20 protein-coding genes are annotated in these 19,251 nt (G+C 60.0%); 8 read left to right on the forward strand and 12 right to left on the reverse strand.

Translation table 11 applies throughout. From position 1 onward, the window contains the following. The first annotated feature begins 52 nt into the window (after positions 1–52). Positions 53–1,507, forward strand: a complete 1,455-nt coding sequence (locus TSACC_RS12880; protein WP_075079670.1) for a glycogen synthase — start codon at positions 53–55, stop codon at positions 1,505–1,507. Next, positions 1,452–2,897 carry an aspartate aminotransferase family protein gene (locus tag TSACC_RS12885; protein ID WP_202815965.1) on the forward strand — a complete coding sequence of 482 codons (1,446 nt, stop codon included), beginning with the start codon at positions 1,452–1,454 and terminating at the stop codon, positions 2,895–2,897. Before TSACC_RS12880 ends, TSACC_RS12885 begins: the two co-directional genes overlap by 56 nt. On the opposite strand, the gene TSACC_RS12890 is transcribed toward TSACC_RS12885, so the two are convergent. The 8 genes from TSACC_RS12890 to TSACC_RS12925 are packed head-to-tail and all read right to left on the reverse strand — an operon-like array spanning position 2,858 to position 12,011. Further along, complete coding sequence (locus tag TSACC_RS12890) at positions 2,858–3,175, reverse strand: Dabb family protein (RefSeq protein ID WP_075079672.1); 318 nt, start codon at positions 3,173–3,175, stop codon at positions 2,858–2,860. The genes TSACC_RS12885 and TSACC_RS12890 overlap by 40 nt on opposite strands. A 30-nt stretch (positions 3,176–3,205) precedes the next feature. Further along, entirely contained in the window at positions 3,206–3,580 is a 375-nt protein-coding gene (locus tag TSACC_RS12895) for an NADH-quinone oxidoreductase subunit A (protein ID WP_075079673.1), read from the reverse strand. Between the two features lie 47 nt (positions 3,581–3,627). Next, on the reverse strand, positions 3,628–4,203 hold the full coding sequence (locus TSACC_RS12900; RefSeq protein ID WP_075079674.1) for a peptidoglycan-binding domain-containing protein: 576 nt from the start codon (positions 4,201–4,203) through the stop codon (positions 3,628–3,630). Between the two features lie 24 nt (positions 4,204–4,227). After that, positions 4,228–6,672 carry an MMPL family transporter gene (locus TSACC_RS12905; RefSeq protein WP_075079675.1) on the reverse strand — a complete coding sequence of 815 codons (2,445 nt, stop codon included), beginning with the start codon at positions 6,670–6,672 and terminating at the stop codon, positions 4,228–4,230. 21 nt (positions 6,673–6,693) lie between these two features. Next, positions 6,694–7,794: a redox-regulated ATPase YchF gene (gene ychF, locus TSACC_RS12910; protein WP_075079676.1), complete on the reverse strand. Its 1,101-nt coding sequence runs from the start codon at positions 7,792–7,794 to the stop codon at positions 6,694–6,696. A gap of 49 nt (positions 7,795–7,843) precedes the next feature. Further along, positions 7,844–9,952 (reverse strand): glucans biosynthesis glucosyltransferase MdoH, encoded by a 2,109-nt coding sequence (gene mdoH, locus TSACC_RS12915; RefSeq protein WP_075079677.1) that lies wholly within the window; start codon positions 9,950–9,952, stop codon positions 7,844–7,846. Next, complete coding sequence (locus TSACC_RS12920; RefSeq protein WP_075079678.1) at positions 9,949–10,509, reverse strand: hypothetical protein; 561 nt, start codon at positions 10,507–10,509, stop codon at positions 9,949–9,951. Before TSACC_RS12920 ends, mdoH begins: the two co-directional genes overlap by 4 nt. Continuing rightward, positions 10,497–12,011: an OpgD/OpgG family glucan biosynthesis protein gene (locus TSACC_RS12925; RefSeq protein ID WP_075079679.1), complete on the reverse strand. Its 1,515-nt coding sequence runs from the start codon at positions 12,009–12,011 to the stop codon at positions 10,497–10,499. Before TSACC_RS12925 ends, TSACC_RS12920 begins: the two co-directional genes overlap by 13 nt. Positions 12,012–12,103: 92 nt before the next feature. Between TSACC_RS12925 and TSACC_RS12930 the strand changes: the two genes are divergently transcribed. From TSACC_RS12930 to TSACC_RS21865, 6 genes are all read left to right on the forward strand, one after another. Beyond that, entirely contained in the window at positions 12,104–12,784 is a 681-nt protein-coding gene (locus TSACC_RS12930; RefSeq protein WP_075079680.1) for a metal-dependent hydrolase, read from the forward strand. Positions 12,785–12,826: 42 nt separating this feature from the next. After that, positions 12,827–13,087 (forward strand): Sec-independent protein translocase subunit TatA/TatB, encoded by a 261-nt coding sequence (locus TSACC_RS12935; protein ID WP_075079681.1) that lies wholly within the window; start codon positions 12,827–12,829, stop codon positions 13,085–13,087. Between the two features lie 17 nt (positions 13,088–13,104). Continuing rightward, entirely contained in the window at positions 13,105–13,998 is an 894-nt protein-coding gene (locus TSACC_RS12940) for an endonuclease/exonuclease/phosphatase family protein (protein ID WP_075079682.1), read from the forward strand. After that, positions 13,995–15,029: a thioredoxin family protein gene (locus tag TSACC_RS12945; RefSeq protein ID WP_075079683.1), complete on the forward strand. Its 1,035-nt coding sequence runs from the start codon at positions 13,995–13,997 to the stop codon at positions 15,027–15,029. The genes TSACC_RS12940 and TSACC_RS12945 overlap by 4 nt, the downstream gene beginning before the upstream one ends. A gap of 7 nt (positions 15,030–15,036) precedes the next feature. Then, a complete protein-coding gene (locus TSACC_RS12950; RefSeq protein ID WP_075079684.1) occupies positions 15,037–17,073 on the forward strand; it encodes a sialate O-acetylesterase in 2,037 nt (678 codons plus the stop codon). Positions 17,074–17,136: 63 nt separating this feature from the next. Then, the gene (locus TSACC_RS21865) at positions 17,137–17,388 is read left to right on the forward strand and encodes a DUF6515 family protein (protein ID WP_146177114.1); all 252 of its coding nucleotides are present in this window, start codon (positions 17,137–17,139) and stop codon (positions 17,386–17,388) included. A 21-nt stretch (positions 17,389–17,409) separates the two neighbouring features. Here TSACC_RS21865 and TSACC_RS12955 read toward each other — a convergent pair whose 3' ends face one another. The 4 genes from TSACC_RS12955 to pth are packed head-to-tail and all read right to left on the reverse strand — an operon-like array spanning position 17,410 to position 19,238. Beyond that, positions 17,410–17,817 (reverse strand): DoxX family protein, encoded by a 408-nt coding sequence (locus tag TSACC_RS12955; RefSeq protein WP_075079685.1) that lies wholly within the window; start codon positions 17,815–17,817, stop codon positions 17,410–17,412. A 54-nt stretch (positions 17,818–17,871) separates the two neighbouring features. Beyond that, positions 17,872–18,348 (reverse strand): single-stranded DNA-binding protein, encoded by a 477-nt coding sequence (locus TSACC_RS12960; protein ID WP_075079686.1) that lies wholly within the window; start codon positions 18,346–18,348, stop codon positions 17,872–17,874. Between the two features lie 12 nt (positions 18,349–18,360). After that, positions 18,361–18,666: a 30S ribosomal protein S6 gene (rpsF, locus tag TSACC_RS12965; RefSeq protein WP_075079687.1), complete on the reverse strand. Its 306-nt coding sequence runs from the start codon at positions 18,664–18,666 to the stop codon at positions 18,361–18,363. Continuing rightward, positions 18,663–19,238 carry an aminoacyl-tRNA hydrolase gene (pth, locus tag TSACC_RS12970; protein WP_075079688.1) on the reverse strand — a complete coding sequence of 192 codons (576 nt, stop codon included), beginning with the start codon at positions 19,236–19,238 and terminating at the stop codon, positions 18,663–18,665. Before pth ends, rpsF begins: the two co-directional genes overlap by 4 nt. Positions 19,239–19,251 lie beyond the last annotated feature (13 nt).

Below are 19,251 nucleotides of genomic sequence, written 5' to 3' on the forward strand. Positions count from 1 at the left end.
GAAGTCATCGTACAGTGATGACACTGCTCCCGCAACGTGCTAGCAGACAGGCATGAACATTCTCATGGCGTCGAGCGAGTTATCGCCCCTGATCCGTTCCGGCAGCCTGGCCGACACGCTGGCCAGCCTGACCAGCGAGTTGCGCACCCTAGGGCATGAGGTCAGCGTCGTGCTCCCCTACTACCGCGCCATCCGGGAAAACAAGTCGATCAAGACGCGCAAGACCGGCGTGAAATTCACCGTTCCCGTAGGCAGCGGCCGGTATCCCTGCGAGATCTTCGAGACCAAGACGCCTGCCGGGGTGCAGGTCTTTCTCGTGTCTCGCGACGAGTATTTTGACCGATCCGGCGTCTACGGCACCGACGACCGGGATTACCAGGACAACGCCGCGCGGTTTATTTTCTTCACCAAGTGCGTGCTGGAGCTCGCCCGCCGGGCCGATCCCGCGCCTCAGGTGCTGCATCTCCACAGCTGGGAAACCGCTCTGGCCCCGGCGCTGGTCCGCGACCAGCGGCTGCCCTTTCGCACCGTGCTCAGCCCTCATGGCCTCGAGTACCAGGGCAACTTCTGGAGCTTCGATTTTGGCCTGACCAACCTGCCTGGAGATTATTTCTCCGCCCAGGGGCTGGAGTACTTTGGCAGCATGAACTGCCTGAAGGGCGGAATCATCTACGCCGACGCCGTGGTTCTTCCGGGCGAACGTTTTGTCGATGCGGCGCAGACTCCTGACTACGGCTGCGGACTCGACCCCATCCTCCGAGAACAACGCCACAAGCTGGTCGGTATTCCCTCCTCCGACGATGTGCTCGGCTGGAGACCCGAGGCCGACTCTGCGCTCACCGCGCCATATTCCAAAGCGAAACCTGCCGCACGCAGCAAGAACAAGGAGGCCTTTCTCCAGGTTGCCGGCCTCACCCCGGGAGTCTCGGCCCGGACGATCGTGACCTTCACAAATGCCACGCAGCAAGCCGGCGTCGGCAGCTTGCTGTCCTCACTCGACCGCCTGCTGGTGGATGATGTGCGCGTCGCCTTACTGGGAACCGTTTCCGACGACCTGACGATTCCTCTGGAGGTGGCACGCCGCAAGCACGCAGGGAAATTTGTTCATTTCGGGGAATTCGACGAACCGCTCGCCCGGAAGGCACTGGCGGCGGCCGACCTGTTTCTGGCTCCCGCTGCCGTGGAGCCCGAGGCGACCTGGCTCAAGCGTGCAATCCTGTACGGCGCGGCTCCGATTGCCGTGCAGTGTGGCGGGTTGTTCCAATATGTCCGCGACTGGGAGGTGGGAAGCAACACAGGCAATGGCTTTGTGTTCACCCGGGAATCAAGTGACGGGATCGTCGACATCTGCCGACGCGCCCTGCGCACCTTGGACGATCCCGCCCAGGCTGAGATGTTGCTGAACCGCAATCTAGGCACGGATTTTTCCGCCGCCACGATCGCGGCCGCTCATGTCAACCTCTACGAGCGGCTGGTCTATCCTTCCTACATCGGTCGCGCCGCCTGACGCGATGCTGCCGGAAATCATCGTCCCGCCACCAGGGTCGCGTTCGCTCGCGCTTGCGGCCAAGCTCCGGGCGTACGAAGCGCGGGGCGTGACCTTGATCGATCCGGAGTTTCCGATCTTTTGGGAACGCGCCGAGGGTGCGAATGTCTGGGACGCCGACGGAAACCGCTACCTGGATTTCACCGGGGCCTTTGCCGTGGCAAATCTGGGCCATACCGCCCCGGCCGTCCGTGATGCGGCTATCGCGCAGGCCGGCATACTGCTGCATGCCATGGGCGATGTTCATCCGGCCGCGCTCAAGGCGGATCTCTGCGAGGCGCTCAGCCGGATCACGTTTGAGCGTTGGGGCCTGGGTGCAGGGAAAACCTTCCTGGCGAACTCCGGCTCCGAGGCGGTCGAGGCGGCGCTCAAGACAGCGCTGTTGCACAGCGGCAAGCCGGGAGTCATCAGCTTCACCGGAGGCTACCATGGCCTGGGTTACGGCGCCCTCGAAGCCGTAGGCATTGACTATTTCCGCGCGCCCTTCCGAGCACAATCGGCCCGCTTTGGCGTGCAACTCCCCTACCCGCACTGTTACCGCTGCCCCTTCGAATGTCGCGATGGCTTTCGGCTGGAAGGAAGCCCTTTTCCGAACTGCTCGACGCCATGCCTGGAAAAACTCCGCAGCCAGATCGCGGCCACCATCGAGCAAAGGGAAATCGGATGCATCCTCGTGGAGCCAATCCAGGGGCGCGGTGGCGAGATCACGCCGCCCCGCGATTTTCTGCGCATCCTAAGGGAGATCTGCGATGAGTACAAAGTCCTCCTTATCCTCGACGAGATATACACCGGATTTCATCGCACGGGGAAATTCTTTGCCTGCGAGCACTTTGGGGTGTTTCCTGACATCATCTGCCTCGGCAAGGCGCTGACGGGAGGCTTTCCTCTCGCCGCCTGTGTGGGACGGTCCGACATCATGGACGCCTGGCCTGCCTCCTCCGGGGAGGCATTGCACACGAGCACGATGCTGGGCAATCCCGCTGGCTGCGCGATGGCGCTCGCATCGATCCGGGAGCATGAAAAGGATACGACGGCCGCAGCAGCCCGACGGACCGGGCGGACCTTGAGACTCGCCCTGGAGGCGCTTTCCTCCCCGCATATTGGACAGGTCCGGGGCGTGGGATCGATGCTCGGCGTCGAGCTGATCAAAACGGATGGATCACCCTTCCCGCAACTCTCGGTTGCTATCATGTACCAGGGCCTCAAGGATGGCCTGATCCTGCTCGGCGGAGGGCCCGCCGGAAACGTCCTGTCGTTTTCTCCGCCCTTCGTCGTCTCCGAGGACGAGATCGGCTACCTGCGAGAGAAGCTTCAGGAGTACCTGACGTCCTTGCCCGGCTCCATCTCGTAATCCAGCGCAAGGCGCTTGACGATGTGGGGCTTGATCACCTGCTCCACGAACTTCACGTGGATCGGGTCGTTCATGTAGATGGAGAGCTTGTCCAGAGACTCGACCTCAACGGAAAGGAAGAACGGCCACTCCATGGACTCGTCCACCCGCTTACCACAGCGGAGATTGAGTACTTCGGGAATCTTGAGCAGCTGGATGCGGGTTTCCCTCATCATCCACTCGATCTTCTCCTCGTCGACGTCGGGTTTAACCTGAAAAAGGACCAGATGATGGATCATACGAGGAAAATGATAGCCAAGCCGGACGGCTTAGCGACCCCACTCGAGAGCACCCTTCTTGACCGCGTAGACGTAGCCGAAGAGAAGGATGATGACGAAGCTGAGCATGCTCCAGAAAATGAGCATGCCGTGCTGGGCAATATAGTCGCGATAGACCACGGCCCACGGGTACATGAAAACCACCTCGATATCGAACAGGATGAAGAGCATCGCGACGAGGTAGAACTTCACACTGAAACGCGGCTGCGGACCGGGCTCCGGGATGATGCCGCACTCGTAGGCGGTGTCCTTGATCTTTGTGCGTTTTCCGGCCCTTCCCAGAGCAATATTCAGCACGAGGACGACCGTGGCAAAGCCAACGGCAACCACCACGTGAAGGAGGATCGGAAGAAAATCGATAAGCATCGGAAAAAAGGATTAGCGGTGAGCGCCTTTCTCTGCAATCGAGAAAATCAGTTGGGCATGATGTTCAAGCCCTTCAACGTGTTCTCGTCGAAGCGCCCGGTCTGGCGGAAACGAGCACTCGCCTGCCAGGCTTTCAGCGCACTGACCAGCGCGGGGCTGGGCGAACCGTTTACCGGGCCATTGTAGTACCCGAGCAGGCGGAGCGTTTTCTGGGCCTGCCGGATCGTGGCAATCTGCACCTCCGGCCCGGCGGAAATATAGGGGCCACCTTTGAAGATATCTGCGATGGCCACATATTCCGGCACAGATTGGACGGGGGCGGTTCTAGGCGGATTGGAAGACGGATTTTTCGTCGGTGGTACAGCCTGAACGGTCGGAGGCGGAGTCTGGACGCGCAGACTGTCGAGGGTCTGCGGGGTCAGGTTGCCGGTGACGCGGAGATTTTCCGCGAGTTGGTATCGGCGAATGGCGGCGGACGTCTGGCTGCCCATCTGCCCGTCGACCACACCGCTATAGTAGCCCATTTTCAGCAGTTTTTTCTGCACATCGGCCACCACCTGATCAGCCCTGGCGGCGCCAGCCGCGAGAACCAGACAGCAAAGAACGCGGAGAAAGGCTTTCATATCCGTGCCCGGAATCTAGCCAAGTTATTCACGTCGGGCAAGACGGCTCTCGTGCCGCATCGCCCCGGGAGCTACGAGGAGCAGGGAAAAGAGCAGACACCACAGTACCCCCACTCCGCAGATGATGCCGAGGCCGGACAGAGCGGGATTTTGAGCGAGCACCAAGGCGCCAAAGCCCGTGGACGTGGTCAGACCGCTCAAGCCCACGGCTTTGATCGTTCCCGCGAAGTTCCCGTCCCCTGCCCGCGCGGCCAGGATCAGATGGGTGCCATAGTCCACTCCCACACCGAGCATGAGAGGAAAGGCCAGCACGTTGAGCAGATTGATCGGAACGCTGAAGAGCTTCAGCGTGGCTGCCGTGGCGAGAAGAGCAGCGATTATCGAGGCCATGTGCAGCAGCCAAAGCGAGGCGTTGCGGTAGACGAATGCGAGAATGAATGCCACCAGCACGGCCACGGCTCCGCCAAAGACGAGCAATTCGCGTTGCGCCCAAGGCACAAGGCTGGCCAGCGTCTGACTCCAACCCGAGACGAGCGCGCCATCCACATGAGCGTCGATCTCCTTTGCGATGGCAAGACGGTCCGCGGGGGTGAGGCCTTGTGCGACCTTGGCATAGGCGATGACGGTCGGCGAAGTGGAGGACACCATGCGATCGAGCAAAAACCACCAGCGTGATTCCGAGCCCACGTAGTCCCGCCAGTTCGCAGAGGTGATCTTGAGGGCTTGAGTCAGGTCCTCAATGGGTTCCAGCAGCGAGGGCGATGCGACCAGTCCGGTATGCGATGCGGCCACTTGAACAGCAACCCGGGCAGAATTCGCATCCCAGAGCGCGAGAGAACGCCGGTTTTCCGCCACCCGCGCCGGATCGAGATAGAGACCCGACGGCGAGGACCACGACAGGACCTTTCCTTCGCTTTGCAGGCGCTTCAACTCCGCGTCCAGAGCATGAAGTTTTTCTGCACTCGGCGCAGGCAATACTACCATCAGCGGTTCAAACGTTGCAGGGAAGCGCCGCATCATATCGGCCAGAGTGCGTGCCGCCGGAGTGTTCCGCGGCTCAAGAGAAGCTGGGGTGATGTCAAAGCGGAGAGCGCCCCATGGAAGAAGGATCATCGTACCGGCAACAATCGCACCGCCGACACTTGCAGCGACGAGCCAGCCCGCGTGATTACGGCAGAGATCGGCGAACCATTTCGCCGGGCCGAGGCCTGCGGCGTTTCCGGCGGAATCCCGGACAAATGGAAACAGAAAGAGCGTCATGAAGATGGCGCACAAAAACACGCCCGCCGCCACGAGGAAGCCGAGTTGGGCAAAACCTGCGGACCCACTGAAGCTCAGCGCGAGAAAACCCACTCCCGTAGTAAGCGCGACCCAGAGCATGCCCGGCAGACAATGATTAATGGAACTGGCTATGGCCTTCTGCCGGGGCAGACCATCCGAGCGAGCCTGATAAAAATGCTGGCAGAGCAGCAGGCTGAAGTCGTCCCCCAGCCCGAATAGAATCGAACAAAAGCTGATGGCAATGATGTTCAGCTGCCCGAATACCCAGATCCCGCACACCATCGAAATCAGGGCGGTAAACGCCAGGATGAGAGTGATCCCGATGAGAGGTAGAACCCTCCGAAACCCCAGCCAGAAAAGGCCCACGACCGTGATCATCGAAACAGCCGAGGTCAGCATGATGTCGCGCTGCATGCTGGCCGCGATTTCGACAACATAGGCGGAGCGCCCGGTCACGCCGATCTCGGGTCCCTCGGGTCCCATGGCTTTGCGAGCCTCCTCAATGAACTGATGCACCTGCGCCATAACGACCTGGCATGATGCGGCGGAAAGATCGGGCTGATTGGTGATGGCGGGAACGATTGCGGCCGTTTCGTCGCTCGACACCAGGTCGAAGGCATCTGAGAGCGACACGCTTTCCCACACCGGCTTCGCGGCAGCGGTCGCAAGGCCGAGGGGATCATTCTCCCACTCAAAGCGCGCCTTTGGAGAACCTGAGGCCACCTGGTCCGCCAAGCGGGAAAACCGTTCCTCCAGCGTGCCCTCGCTCAGCCGGTCCAGCGCAGCGCGAAAGTCCTGCGGAGGCAGGTTCAGCAGAAGCGGTGCGAGGATCTCGTTGACTTGTCCCGAAGCACCGGCAAGCGGCGGCGTGTCGAGCACACGCACCACCCAGGGCTGTTTTTTCAAGAGCTCAGCAAACTCCTCGCGATACCGGTGCGCGTCGTCAGGCGGCTGCTTCCAGGTCAGGAGGAAGGCGAGTTCCCGGGCCTGAGTGAAGTCGGCATTGTAGACCTTCAGCCCTTGCACCGCCGGGCTTGAGGCCGGGAGCAGGTTCAGGATGTCTGTATCGAAGTTTTGCCTGAGCCCGAGGACCACGCCCGCCAGCAAGGCGAGCGAGATTCCCAAGGCCAGCAAAACTCCCTGCCTGCGGACGATAAGGGACGCCAGCAGGTCAGACAGATACTTCATGAAGCTTCGGCAGAACCGGAACTAGACGTTGAAGCGGAACTCCATCACGTCGGCATCCTGCACAACGTATTCCTTGCCCTCGATGCGGAGCTTGCCCGCCTCGCGAGCCTTGGCTTCCGAGCCAAGGGTGATGAGATCCTGAAACGCTATCGTCTGGGCAGCGATAAAGCCGCGCTCAAAGTCACTATGAATGACGCCCGCCGCCGCCGGGGCCTTGTCCCCCTCGTGAATGGTCCACGCGCGGGTCTCTTTCGGTCCGGTGGTGAAATAGGTGCGCAGACCGAGCAGATGGTAGACGGCGCGAATGAGCAGGCTCATACCGCTATCGGTCACACCGAGACCGGCAAGAAACTCCCTGGCTTCTTCAGGCGGGAGCTCGGCGAGTTCGCTTTCGATCTGGGCGCTGATCACGACAGCCTCGCTGCCCATGTGGGCGGCGGCGTATTCGCGGACGGCGCGGATGAACGGATTGTCGGCATCGGCCAGTTCATTCTCACCGACATTGCACGCAAAAATGGTGGGCTTCGAGCTCAGGAGGAAGAAGGTCTTGAGCAGCGCACGCTCCTCGTCGTTGAGATCGGCTGTCAGGGCAGGCTTGCCTGCATCGAGGTGCGGGATAAGCTTTTCGCAAAGAGCGAGTTCCGCCTTGGCGGTCTTGTCGCCCGACCGCGCACCCTTCTGGAGACGCTCGGCACGTTTTTTAACGCCAGAGATGTCGGCGAGGATCAACTCGGTCGAGATCACCTCGATGTCTCGCACCGGGTCAACCGAGCCCGCGACGTGGTGAATGTCTTCGCTCTCAAAACAGCGTACCACCTGTACGATGGCGTCGACTTCACGGATGTGGCTGAGGAATTGGTTGCCCAATCCCTCCCCCTCGCTCGCGCCTTTGACGAGGCCGGCGATGTCGACGAATTCGATGGCGGCGTAGATCGTCTTCTCGGAACCCGTAAGGGCGGCGAGACGGTCTAGCCGCTCGTCCGGGACGTTAACGATGCCGACATTCGGCTCGATGGTACAAAATGGGAAATTGGCCGCCTGCGCCTTGCGGGTGCGGGTCACGGCGTTGAACAGAGTGGACTTGCCCACATTGGGAAGCCCGACGATACCAGCTTTGAGCATCGCGACAGGCAATCAGATGCTCTGCCCGGAGAAAAGCAGGGAGTGTAAATTATCCTGCGGCGGCATTTCCAACCCGGGCAGTGGCATCACGCAAACGCTCGCGCCACCAGGGATGCAGACGTTCCGCCGGGCGGGTCCAGAATTCCCGGTGCAGCCAGCGCAGCGAATCGGCATCCCACAAAAGGGCAAACTGCTGCCGGATATCGAGGGCGGAGGGGCCATTCTCGAGCAACTTCTCGCGGAGTTCCTCAAGATATTCCTCAGTCTCCTCCACCACCCTGCGGCGCTGGCGCAAGAGGGCGATGTGCACGGCATTGGCCAGAGGATCGGTGACGGCTCGAGCCACGCCGGAGTACGGAAAGTTCCAGTTATCCTCCGCCTCTTGGGCAATCTGGCGGACTTTTTCGAGTTCACGCGGGCATTCGTTGGGATCTTCCTCGGCGACGAAGAAGATTTTGCTCCAGATGAGAAAATCCCCAAGCGCGGGCTGGCTCGTCGCCCAGGCAAGGAACGGAGCCAGCAGCCAGCCGCCAAGGATCGGGCTGAGCAGGAGAATCTCGTGCGGCGCATAGACAATGAGCAAGGCGAGCGAAATCGCACCCAGTACCGGTGGCAGCCAGAAGATGCGACAACTCTCGAGTATGGTCATGCCCTTGTCATCGGTGCGGTTCTGGGAACCCCACTTGGCCTGAAGTCCAGCCAGCAGCGAAACGACGAACTGGCTGTAGTAGATCATCAGCACCGGCGCCATGAGGGTGGAGATGATCGTCTCCAGGATCACACCCAGCGTGAGCCGGAGGACGCCGCCGAACTTCCGCGCCTTGGGAAGTGCCACGAGGTACGAGAGAATTTTTGGTAGAAAGAGGAGAACGAAGGTCGACGCCAGCAGGATCATTACGGCTCCGCCCGATTGCACCACCGGATCGCCCGGCAAGGCCGAGAGGACGGAGAAACGGTGTTTCACCGCAAGGTCAAACGCGCCAACGATCAGGAAAATGAGCCACAGTAGCGATCCCATGTAGCCCATCACGCCCATCCAGATATGAAAGCGATTGGCGAAATCGACGCCGGGTGCGAAGAGAAACCAGAAGTGCTGGAGGTTGCCCATGCACCAGCGGCGATCACGACCAAGGCTGTCGGAGAGATTTGGCGGCCCCTCCTCGTAGCTGCCGGGTTCGGCGTAGGCAAACCATACGTCGTACCCGGCCCGACGCATGAGCGCGGCCTCCACGGTATCGTGGCTGAAAATGTGGCGGCGCTTGGCGTCCTTTTCCGGCAGATCGGGGAGATCGCAATGCTCGATGAAGGGACGCACGCGAATGATCGCGTTATGGCCCCAGTAGTTGCCGCCAAAGAGATGCCAGTAGTTCGACCCGGCGCAGAAGAGCGGCGCGTAGAGTTTGGCGGCAAACTGGTACATGCGGCGGAACGGCGTGCGACCGAGCGCGAGTTGCGGTGTAGTCTGGATCAACCCGACTCGCGGGTGCTTCTCCATCATCGCGGTAAGGCGCTTGAGGATCGTGCCTGTCATCACACTGTCGGCATCGAGCACGATCATGTACCGATAGCGGGCTCCCCAGCGTCGGCAGAAGTCGGCCACGTTGCCGCTCTTGGCGTTCCGAGGTGTACGGCGCTTGCGGTAGAAAATGCGTCCAAAGGCGTTGAGGCGTTTGCACAGGTCGAGCCAGGCCATTTCCTCATGCAGCCAGTTCTCCGGCTTGTTGGAGTCGCTCAGGATGAAGAAATCAAAGCCCTCATTGCCGCCCGCATCCTTGAGCCCCTGCCACATGGCCTCGATGCCGCCGAAGACGCGAACGACATCTTCATTGTAAATCGGGATGACCACGGCCGTCGGCGGAGTCGGAGCGCTCAGGTCTGTCTCGTCGATGGTGCGCGCGATCTGGGCGCGATCACCGCCCGCAAGAGCGGTGATAAAACCAAAGACCGCCAGCCAGAAACCGGTGGCAATTTGCTGAAAGAGCAGCAGGAACAAAACGAGCTGCACCCACTCCAGCGCGCTGATGCCCTCTGGCAGAAAGGTCTTCCAGAGCAGCCAGACGCCCAGGCCGGTCGTGGCAATGATCGCGCCGAAGAACGAGGCGCGGCGGAAGGCGACAAAGTCCGCGGTGATTTTCTCAGGTTGGAACGTTTTGCTCACGAGGCGAAAAATTGGTCGTACGCGTAGAGCGCAGCGAAGAAGATGGCAGTCCAGAGCACGGCCGCACGCAAGAGCGGAGCCCAGGCAAATCGATGCCATGTCTCCTGGGCAATGGTCTCCATCGCGCCGAAGTCCATCGGTCGCGGCGTCATACTCGAAACGGCGAGATCGGGCCCGGTGCGGAAAGACACCCTCGCGAGCGTGGCCTTGAGCTCGTCCGGTACAGGGCCGTCATCCAATACCGCAGTGGGCCAGCGGCTCACCGCATCGGTCACACGGATACCCACGACACCGGTGGCCACACGCTTCGCTACTGGTACGTCAATATTGGCAAAGGCCCGCCCAAACCAGGCATCCAGCCGGTCGAGGGTGATGTTCATGGTATGTTCCACCGGAGCAACTGTCGGATTCTCCGCGTGCTTGCGCCGGGCTTCATCCACGATGTCGACCGCGATGCGAACGCGGTGTTCGACGCCACCGATATGCAGAGCGGCGAGAAACGAGAGGAGCCTCGATAGCGCCTCGTCCCATTCTGTGGCGGATTTTATGGATTCCACGTGTAGGTCCAGGTTTCGCTCGCCGGATTGCCATTGACCAGCACGCGGCAGCGGAGTTCGATCGGCTTTTTGTCACCGTTGCGCTCGGCCAGAAAGCTGACACGCCACGATTTTCCAAACTCATTACGCTCGACCTTCACATTGGAAATGGTTGCGGCGTTATTTGGCGACGAAACCTCGGGCACAGGGGTCTCACCTTGTTTCACCTTGTCGAGCGGTCCCCCGGAGAAATCGAGGAAAATCTCACGACGGTTTGCCTCATCCTGCAAGTCCACGCGGGTGGAAACGCAGCGCCCCACGGGCGGCAGGTCCGGACTGTAGGTCATCCAGCGGAGAACATACTCGATCTCAACCGGTTCAAGCGGTCGAGGCGAGGTCGCAGGCGACCAGTATGCCATCACGTTATCGGCCTGATCGTTTTGAGTCGGCTGCTGGAGCAAGGAAACGGCCCCCTGGTTGAAGCCTTTGACCGGCTGCACCCAGACGCTGGGCATCTGATGAAAGAGGGAATTCAGGTCCTGATAGTGGCTGAAATCGCGGTCTCGCTGCATGAGTCCGTAGCCCTTGGGGCCGGCATTGGCAAAGATGTTGACCTGGGCTGACTCGATCCAAGCCAGGGGACGCCACACCCATTCGCCACTGTCGGTCTGGAAAAGCAGGCCATCCGACTTGTGCACCTCAGGGCGGAAGTCGCCAAAGGTGTTGCTCGTGTTTTCGCCGAACCAGAACATGCTGATCAGCGGGGCAAATCCCACCTTGTCCACCTTGCGACGGAAATACAGCCGGGCGCGTACACGCACCCTGGTTTCCTCGCCCGGTTCGACCTCAAAGCTATAGGCCCCCGTCACACTGCGACTCTCCAGCAGTGCGAGCAGGGTAAACTGCGAGGAAAACGTATCCGGGCGCCGGAGCCAGAAGCTGGTGAACACCGGCTCCTCGGCCGGTTGATCCTTGCTACCCGGGTCGATCACCAAGGCGCGGGTTTTCGCACCGAGTACGAGGCCCTTGGCCACCGCTTGAAAATCTGAGCCACCGAGGAAACGCAGCACCTCGTCGAGCTGCTCCGGCCGGTTGATCGGATACATGAGGCGGAAGCCCGCATACCCGATAACGTTGAAAAACTTCAACCCCTCAAGGCGCGGGTCAAACTCGAAGGATTGCCGCGAGTAGGTCTTCTTTTGAGTTCCCTGCTTGTTGACCTCATAGATATCGATCTGGCGATCGTACACATGACCCGGGTGAAAGAAACGGACCTGAAAAGGAAGCCCTTCCTTGCGCCAGAGGGTTTTCTCGTCATTCCAGCGGATGAGCTTGTATTGGTCTGCGGTCAGCTCGCGCAGGCTGCGCGGCAAGGCAGGTGACGCCGTGAGGTAGTCCTCCTGGGCCATCTTGAGCGCAGCGGCGGCAACCTGGTCAAACCCGACGGTTTCCCTTTGCCGGGAACTGATGACGATCACAAGGAGCAGGACCGTGATCAGACCAAAGACCAAATGAATTTTCATTCAGGATACGAAGGGGCGCACTATAGCGACCAGTTGGCCGGTGGCAAAGAAGTCTTGCGTCTTTTGACAAAAAGAGCGCAAAGAGCATTTCCATGAAACTCTCCTACTACGGACATTCCTGTTTTGCGGTGGAAACGAGTGGCGCGACTCTCCTCTTCGATCCGTTCATCCGGCCAAACAGCCTGGCCGCCTCGGTGGAGGTTTCCAGCATCAAGGCAGACTATATTCTCCTGTCGCACGGGCATTTTGATCACGTCGCAGATGCGGTCGAGTTGGCCAGGCTCACCGGAGCAACGGTGATATCGAATTTCGAAATCTACACTTGGCTCGGCCAGCAGGGCATCGACAAGGTGCACCCCATGAACCATGGAGGGAGCTTTCGCTTTCCCTTTGGCCGGGTGAAGTTCGTCAATGCCATCCATTCCAGCGTCCTCCCAGATGGCACCTACGGGGGAAACCCGGGTGGATTCGTCATCGAGTCCGGCGATGGCTCATTCTACTACGCGGGAGATACGGCCCTCACGCTCGACATGCAACTGATCGCCGAGGAGTTTGACCTCTTGTTTGCCGTTCTGCCCATCGGCGACAACTTCACCATGGGCGCGAACGACGCAGGTCGCGCCGCAAAGCTCCTGAACTGCAAGAATGTCGTGGGAGTGCACTACGATACCTTCCCTCCCATCAAGATCGATCATGCGGAGGCAAAGGCCACGGTGGCAAAGCAGGGCGCGATGCTTCATCTCCCCGCGATCGGGCAGACGATCGACCTGTGACTTTCGGTTGCATCGGCCCAGCCCGAGGTGTAGCCTGACCACATGCAACCACTCGTTCCTCTTGCCTTCGGCTTGCCGGGCGGCCCGGAATGGTTTTTCCTTATAGCCTTGGTATTGCTTTTCTTCGGTGCCAAGAAGCTTCCGGAACTCGCTCGCGGTCTGGGCCAGAGCCTCGGTGAATTCCGCAAGGCTAAGGAAGAGTTTGACAAGGAACTGCATAACTCCGCCAACGCCGTGACCTCTGCTCCGGCCAAAGTGGAAGCCAAGCCTGCAGAAGGTACCGAGCCTCAGCAGAAGTCTTGATCGTCTCCTGACCAGTCGTGGGCCGATTCCAGACCTGCTGCTGCCGTACTCTCATATTCCTCTTTCTCGCGGCGGCAGCGTCGTTCGCCGCAGAGGTCAAAGTCGCGTGGTTCAATCTTGAGAACTACATTGAGCGCGACGATGGCTCCGGCCAGATCGCGAAATCTCCCGCCCGCATCGGTGCCGTGGTCAAGACCATCACGGAATTGCGCCCGGATATTCTCGCCGTGGCTGAGATCGGCGACCGGACTACCCTCACCGACCTGCAAAACCGGCTGAAAGCCGCCGGATGGGATCTCCCCGCGTCGGAGTGGGTTGCCGGGCTGGATCAAGCCCGCCATCTCGCCCTGCTCAGCCGTTATCCGATCGTCGAGCGCAATTCCCAGGATGCGCTTTATTTCCCTCTCAACGGGGTGAAGCACGGCATGCACCGCGGCATCCTCGACATCACCGTCGAGCTGGCTCCGGCATATCGGCTGCGGGTGCTCGGCGCGCATTTCAAGTCTCGGCGTGATGAAAGCGCATACGACCAGGCTGCCTTTCGGCTGGCGGAGGCCCGTCTCTTTCGCAGCTATGTTGAAAAGATCCTCCGTTCCGCACCTGAAACCAATCTCCTCGCCGCCGGAGACCTCAACGATACGAAGAACGAACCTGCAATCCGGGAGATCATCGGGACGCCCAGGGAGCCGGGAATACTCCGCGACATCTGGGTGCGGGATTCCCGAGGGGAAACGTGGACGCACTATTGGAAAGTCGCTGACGTCTATTCGCGAATCGACTATTTGTTGACCAGTCCCGGACTTTCGCCCGAGATACTCTGGCGGAAGTGCGGGATCGTCGACGCTCCCTACTGGTCACAAGCCAGCGACCATCGCGCCATTTACGCCGTTCTCTCGCCCGAAAACAAATGATCCGCCCCCTCATTCCTCTCGTCGCCATTTTCCTCCCCTTGGTTGCCATCGCGGACTCCGCCAGCGAATGGGCGCTAATCCTCAAGCTCGACGAGGGGCCGCAAAAGAAGATCAGCTCCATCACCGATGTGCGGCAGGAGGCCCGCAATCATCTCCTCCTCCAGCAAAAGACTCTCGAGACTTTCATCTCCCGCTACCCGAGTGATCCGAATGTCATCGAGGCACAGATGAAGCTTGCCGCAGTCCAGGCAGCATTGGGAAACATCGATGAGAATCACGCTCTCGTCGACACGGCGATCAAGTCGCTTGCGTCGCTGGAAAGCTCACCCAAAGCCACCGCGGAGCAGGCAGCTAATGCCGGTTTCCTCAAGGTTTCGCTCCAGATGCAGGATGCCGGGGGCACAGATGCGGAGCGCCGGGACGTCATTATCGCGGCGGCGCAGGATTTTAACAACCGTCACCCCGGGGATCGGCGAGGGCCCCGCCTGCTGGTTGAGGCGGCGACGCTATGCGACGATACTCCCTCGCGTAAGCGCGAGTTACTCGATCAGGCGGCAAGGGAGACCAAGGAGGCTTCACTGAAACAGCGCATCGCCGACGACCTCCATCGGCTCGATCTGCTCGGCAGGACGCCATCGATCAAGGTTCCCCTCATAAAAGGGGGCGTCCTCGACCTCGCGACCCTGCGCGGCAACGTGGTGGTGCTGATTTTCTGGTCTACAGACTCCCCCCACTCTCTTCTCTGGCTGAGGGATTTTCGCATCGCCTACGAGTCGCTCTCAAAAAATAACCTCAAGGTCGTGACGGTCGGTCTTGACCGCTCCCGCCAGTCCTATGAAAGCCGGGCGAAGAGCTTCCCGCCTGAGTGGGTCGACTCCTACGACTCCGATGGATGGCTCGGCGCCCTGCCGCGATCACTCGGAATTAATGCCCTCCCGTCGGTTTGGATTCTGGACAAGAAGGGCGTAGTCCGTACGATCAACGCCAAGTCGAACTTCGCGAAATGGATTCGCGATTTGCAGGCTGAGTAAATCCCAGATGAAATATCCCCTACTTCCCCTAGTAGCTGCATGTCTGTTTGCCCCGGCCCTGGCCCGGGCAGATGTCACCCTCCCCGCCATCTTCTCAGAGCACATGGTGCTCGAGAAAGCCGCCAAGGTCCCGATCTGGGGCAAGGCATCTCCCGGCGAGGAGGTCACCGTCAAAGTCGGCGACCAAACCGCCACAGCCAAAGCCGGAGAGGACGGCACGTGGAAAGCCGTGCTCGATCTTTCCAAGTCTGGACCCGGCCCGTTCGTAGCCACGGTAAAGGGCAACAACGAGATCACCATCAACGACGTCGTCGTCGGTGAGGTCTGGGTGGCATCTGGTCAGTCCAACATGGAGTGGGTCCTGTCCAATACGCTCGACTCTCAGAAGGAGATCGCAAATTCTGCCAATCCGATGCTGCGTCAGTTCCGACTGACCAAGAATGCCGCGGAAAAACCGACGACCGAGTTTACCGGCACATGGGAGGTGGCAAGCCCCGAAACCTCCGGGAAGTTCACCGCCGTCGGATACTACTTTGGCAAGGATCTGCAGAAGGAGCTCAATCAGCCGGTCGGCCTCATTTACACCAACTGGGGCGGCACGCCGAGCGAAGCATGGACGAGTCCGGATGCAATAGCCTCCGTTCCCGAACTTCAACAATCGCTTGAGAAGCAACAGGCTTACGCCAAGGAATACGTCGGCTTGAAAGCCAAGTTCGTGGAGGACTTCAAGAAATGGCTGGCGGACACGGATCGCGCCGACAAAGCGACACCTGACATCGCCGCCTATGCAGGCGAAAAGATCGCCGCCGATGGCTGGGCTCCGGTGAATTTCCCGGCGAAATTCACGGATGCAGATGGCAAGCCGTTCTATGGAGCCATCTGGGTGCGGAGGGAGTTTGACATGCCAAAGACGGACAAGTCGATCTGGCTCGATGTCGGCAATGTCGAGGGATTCGACGCTCTCTACTGGAATGGCAAGCTGATCAAGGCGAACTCCTTTGATACCGCGCCTGCCGGTCGCCGTACCTACAGCATCCCGGCGAATGAGATCAAGGAAGGTCGCAACGTCCTGGCGATGCGTATCTACTCCCCGTCGTTTCAGCCGACATTGCAGCGCGACTTCGTGATCTCCGGAGCCACACCTGCCGGTCCGACAGTCTCCAAGGCAGAGTACACCCAGACCGCACCTGCTGCGGACAAGGTGGCTCCCAAGCTGCCCGCTCCGGCCATGGCTCCGCAGAATACCGCGACCTACCTGTTCAACGGGATGATCAACCCGATCCTGTCGTACGCCATCTCGGGCGCGATCTGGTACCAGGGTGAAAGCAACGCCGGACGGTCCTATCAATATCGCATGGCGTTCCCGCTCATGATTACCGACTGGCGCAAGCAGTGGGGACAGGGAGATTTTCCGTTCTACTTCGTGCAACTGGCCAACTTCCTGCCCAAGGACAACACTCCGGTGGAGTCCGGCTGGGCAGAGCTTCGCGAGGCGCAGAGCATGACGCTCAAGCTGCCCAATACGGGCCAGGCCGTGATCATCGATGCCGGTGAGTCCGACGACATCCATCCACGCAACAAGCAGGTGGTAGGCGAACGCCTCGCCCGCATCGCGCTGGCCAGGGACTACGGCAAGAAGGACCTCGTTTACTCGGGACCAACCTACAAGTCGATGAAGGTCGATGGCTCCAAAGTACGCCTGAGCTTTGACAACATCGGCGGAGGCCTCACTGCCCATGAGGTGCCGGCGACCTACGTCAAGAAGTCGCAAACCAATGAAACCGCCCCGCTCGTGCGCAACAGCCCGTCCAGCGAACTGGAAGGCTTTGCCATCTGCGGAGAGGATAAGAAGTGGGTCTGGGCCGACGCCAAGATCGATGGCAATGAAGTCGTGGTTTCGTCTGACAAGGTGGCCAACCCCGTAGCCGTACGCTATGGCTGGGCCAACAATCCCACCTGCAACCTCTACAACAAAGAGGGTCTGCCTGCCTCTCCGTTCCGCACGGATGACTTCCCGGCCTCGACGGCCAATGGCAAATACTAGTCTGCGCTGATACGCGCAGCGTTTCCCCGAGGTGCGATATCAGGTTGTAACCCTGATATCGCCATGAAACTCCTAACGGTTTCCCTCATTAGCGGCGTCCTGCTGTCTCTTTGCAGCGGATGCTTTTCCTACAAGTCCACCGGCACGCGCACGGTAGTCGTCGAAGACGTACCTGCGACCACGACCACACGTACGGTCACAGTATTGCCCAGCGGGTATACGACCACGGTGGTACGAGGCACAACGTACTACACCTATAACAACGTATACTACCGCTCGGCTCCCGGCGGATACGTCATCGTACCTCGCCCATGATTTTCAACAAGCGTGGGTCGCTTAACTGCGATCCACGCTATACTTCCCGGCACCGACAAAGATGAGGCTGAAAAACAGCACAAGGAAAGTCGCCGGGTGAGCCCAGTCGTTGAATTGACCGTTATTCGTCTTATATAGCAATACGGTCGCAACGATGAAGTTGAACGTCAGAAGAATGGTCGTCGGACGAAAAAGAAAGCCGAGGATCAAAAGCACTCCGCCCAGAGTTTCCACAATGGCGGAGGAAAAGCCCCAAAAGCCGGGGAAGAAATTCACCCCGAGATATCCCATCGCATGCCCGAGCTTCTGCCACGCAGGCAGACCTCCGGCGAGCTTGGGCCAGCCATGCATGACCATGATCGCACCGATGCCGATGCGCATGAAAAGCAGGCCAATGTCACGATACTGGGACAGCCAGGTAAGCAGCATGAGAATGCCTTACGGGAAACTTGAACGAAGGGAACGCTCTGTAGCGCGAGTCGCCTAGAACGGGATATCGTCGTCTTCGGCGTCGAGCGGCGCGGGTTTGGGCGGACCCTGGCGCTGCGGCGGTGCGGCCGGGCGGCGTTGCGGCGTCGGCGGGGCATCCATATCGTACTCCCCTCCTCCACCGCCCTGGCCACCCTGGCGCGTACCGAGCAATTGCAATCCTTCGCCGACCACCTTTAGACGGCTGCGCTTCTGGCCGGATTGCTTATCCTCCCACGAGTCAATGCGGAGACGGCCTTCGATGAAAATAGGCCGTCCTTTCTTGGCGTATTCGCCCGCGATCTCCGCGAGGCGCCCCCAGAGTTCCACATCGACGTAGGTCGTCTCCTCCACCTTTTCTCCGCCCTGGTTGGTGTAGGAGCGATTGATGGCCAGACCCAAGTCGGCGACTGCGCTGCCTTTCGGGGTGTACTTGATCTCGGGATCACGAGTGACATTCCCGATCAGCATGACTTTGTTGAGACTGGCCATAGGATGTTGGAATTAGGCGGCGGGAGCTGCTGCCTTCTTGGAGAGAACGAGATAGTTCTGGAAAGCGACGTCGTCGTCGAGCTTCAACTTGGAGCGGAGCTTGTCGATCAGAGCAGGCTCGGCCGAGAAGATGATGTTGACGAAATAGGCGCTCTTCTGATGGTCGTGCTCGTAGGAGAGCTCACGACGCTCGAGGCGCTGGACCTGCTCAACTTCAGCACCCTCGCTCTTGAAGAGCTTCTCGATGCGATCGATGATGTCTTTGGCGGATTCCTCCTGCGTCTTCAGCGCGAGGAGAGCTTCATAGCGTTTGTTCATACGGTGGTTTTCTTGTTGTAAATATTCATTGCCGCCTCGACGCCATGGGCATTGGCGTATTCGACGGCATCTGCGGCCCGACTGTAAAGATCTTCGAGCCGCGTTTTCTCCTCGGGAGTGAACTGGCCGAGCACGTGGGAGTGAAGGGCGCCGGAAGCCGCACCGATTCCCACCCGCAGGCGGGGGACAGCTTCCGTACCAAGATGCATAAGCACCGACTCCAGTCCGTTGTGTCCGCCGGGGCTGCCCGATTTTCTCAATCTCAGGTCGCCGAACGGAAGCGCGACATCGTCTATGACGATGAGCACTTCCTCAGGCGCGAGACGGTAATACCGGGCGTAGTTGCCGATAGCTTCGCCGCTTAGGTTCATGAAGGTTTGGGGCTTCATGAAAATGCGACCGCCACAGGATGCCACCTCCGCGTCCCACTTCGGTTCGAAGCGAAACTCTGCGGCGCACCGACGGGCGAGCTCGTCGACAACTGCAAACCCCGCGTTGTGCCGTGTTCCCGTATATTGCCGGCCGGGATTACCCAGACCGGCGATAAGGCGGAATACAGCGGCATGCTCCACGCGGAGACAGGCA

It is taken from the genome of Terrimicrobium sacchariphilum, assembly GCF_001613545.1.
Taxonomy (GTDB): Bacteria; Verrucomicrobiota; Verrucomicrobiia; order Chthoniobacterales; family Terrimicrobiaceae; genus Terrimicrobium; species Terrimicrobium sacchariphilum.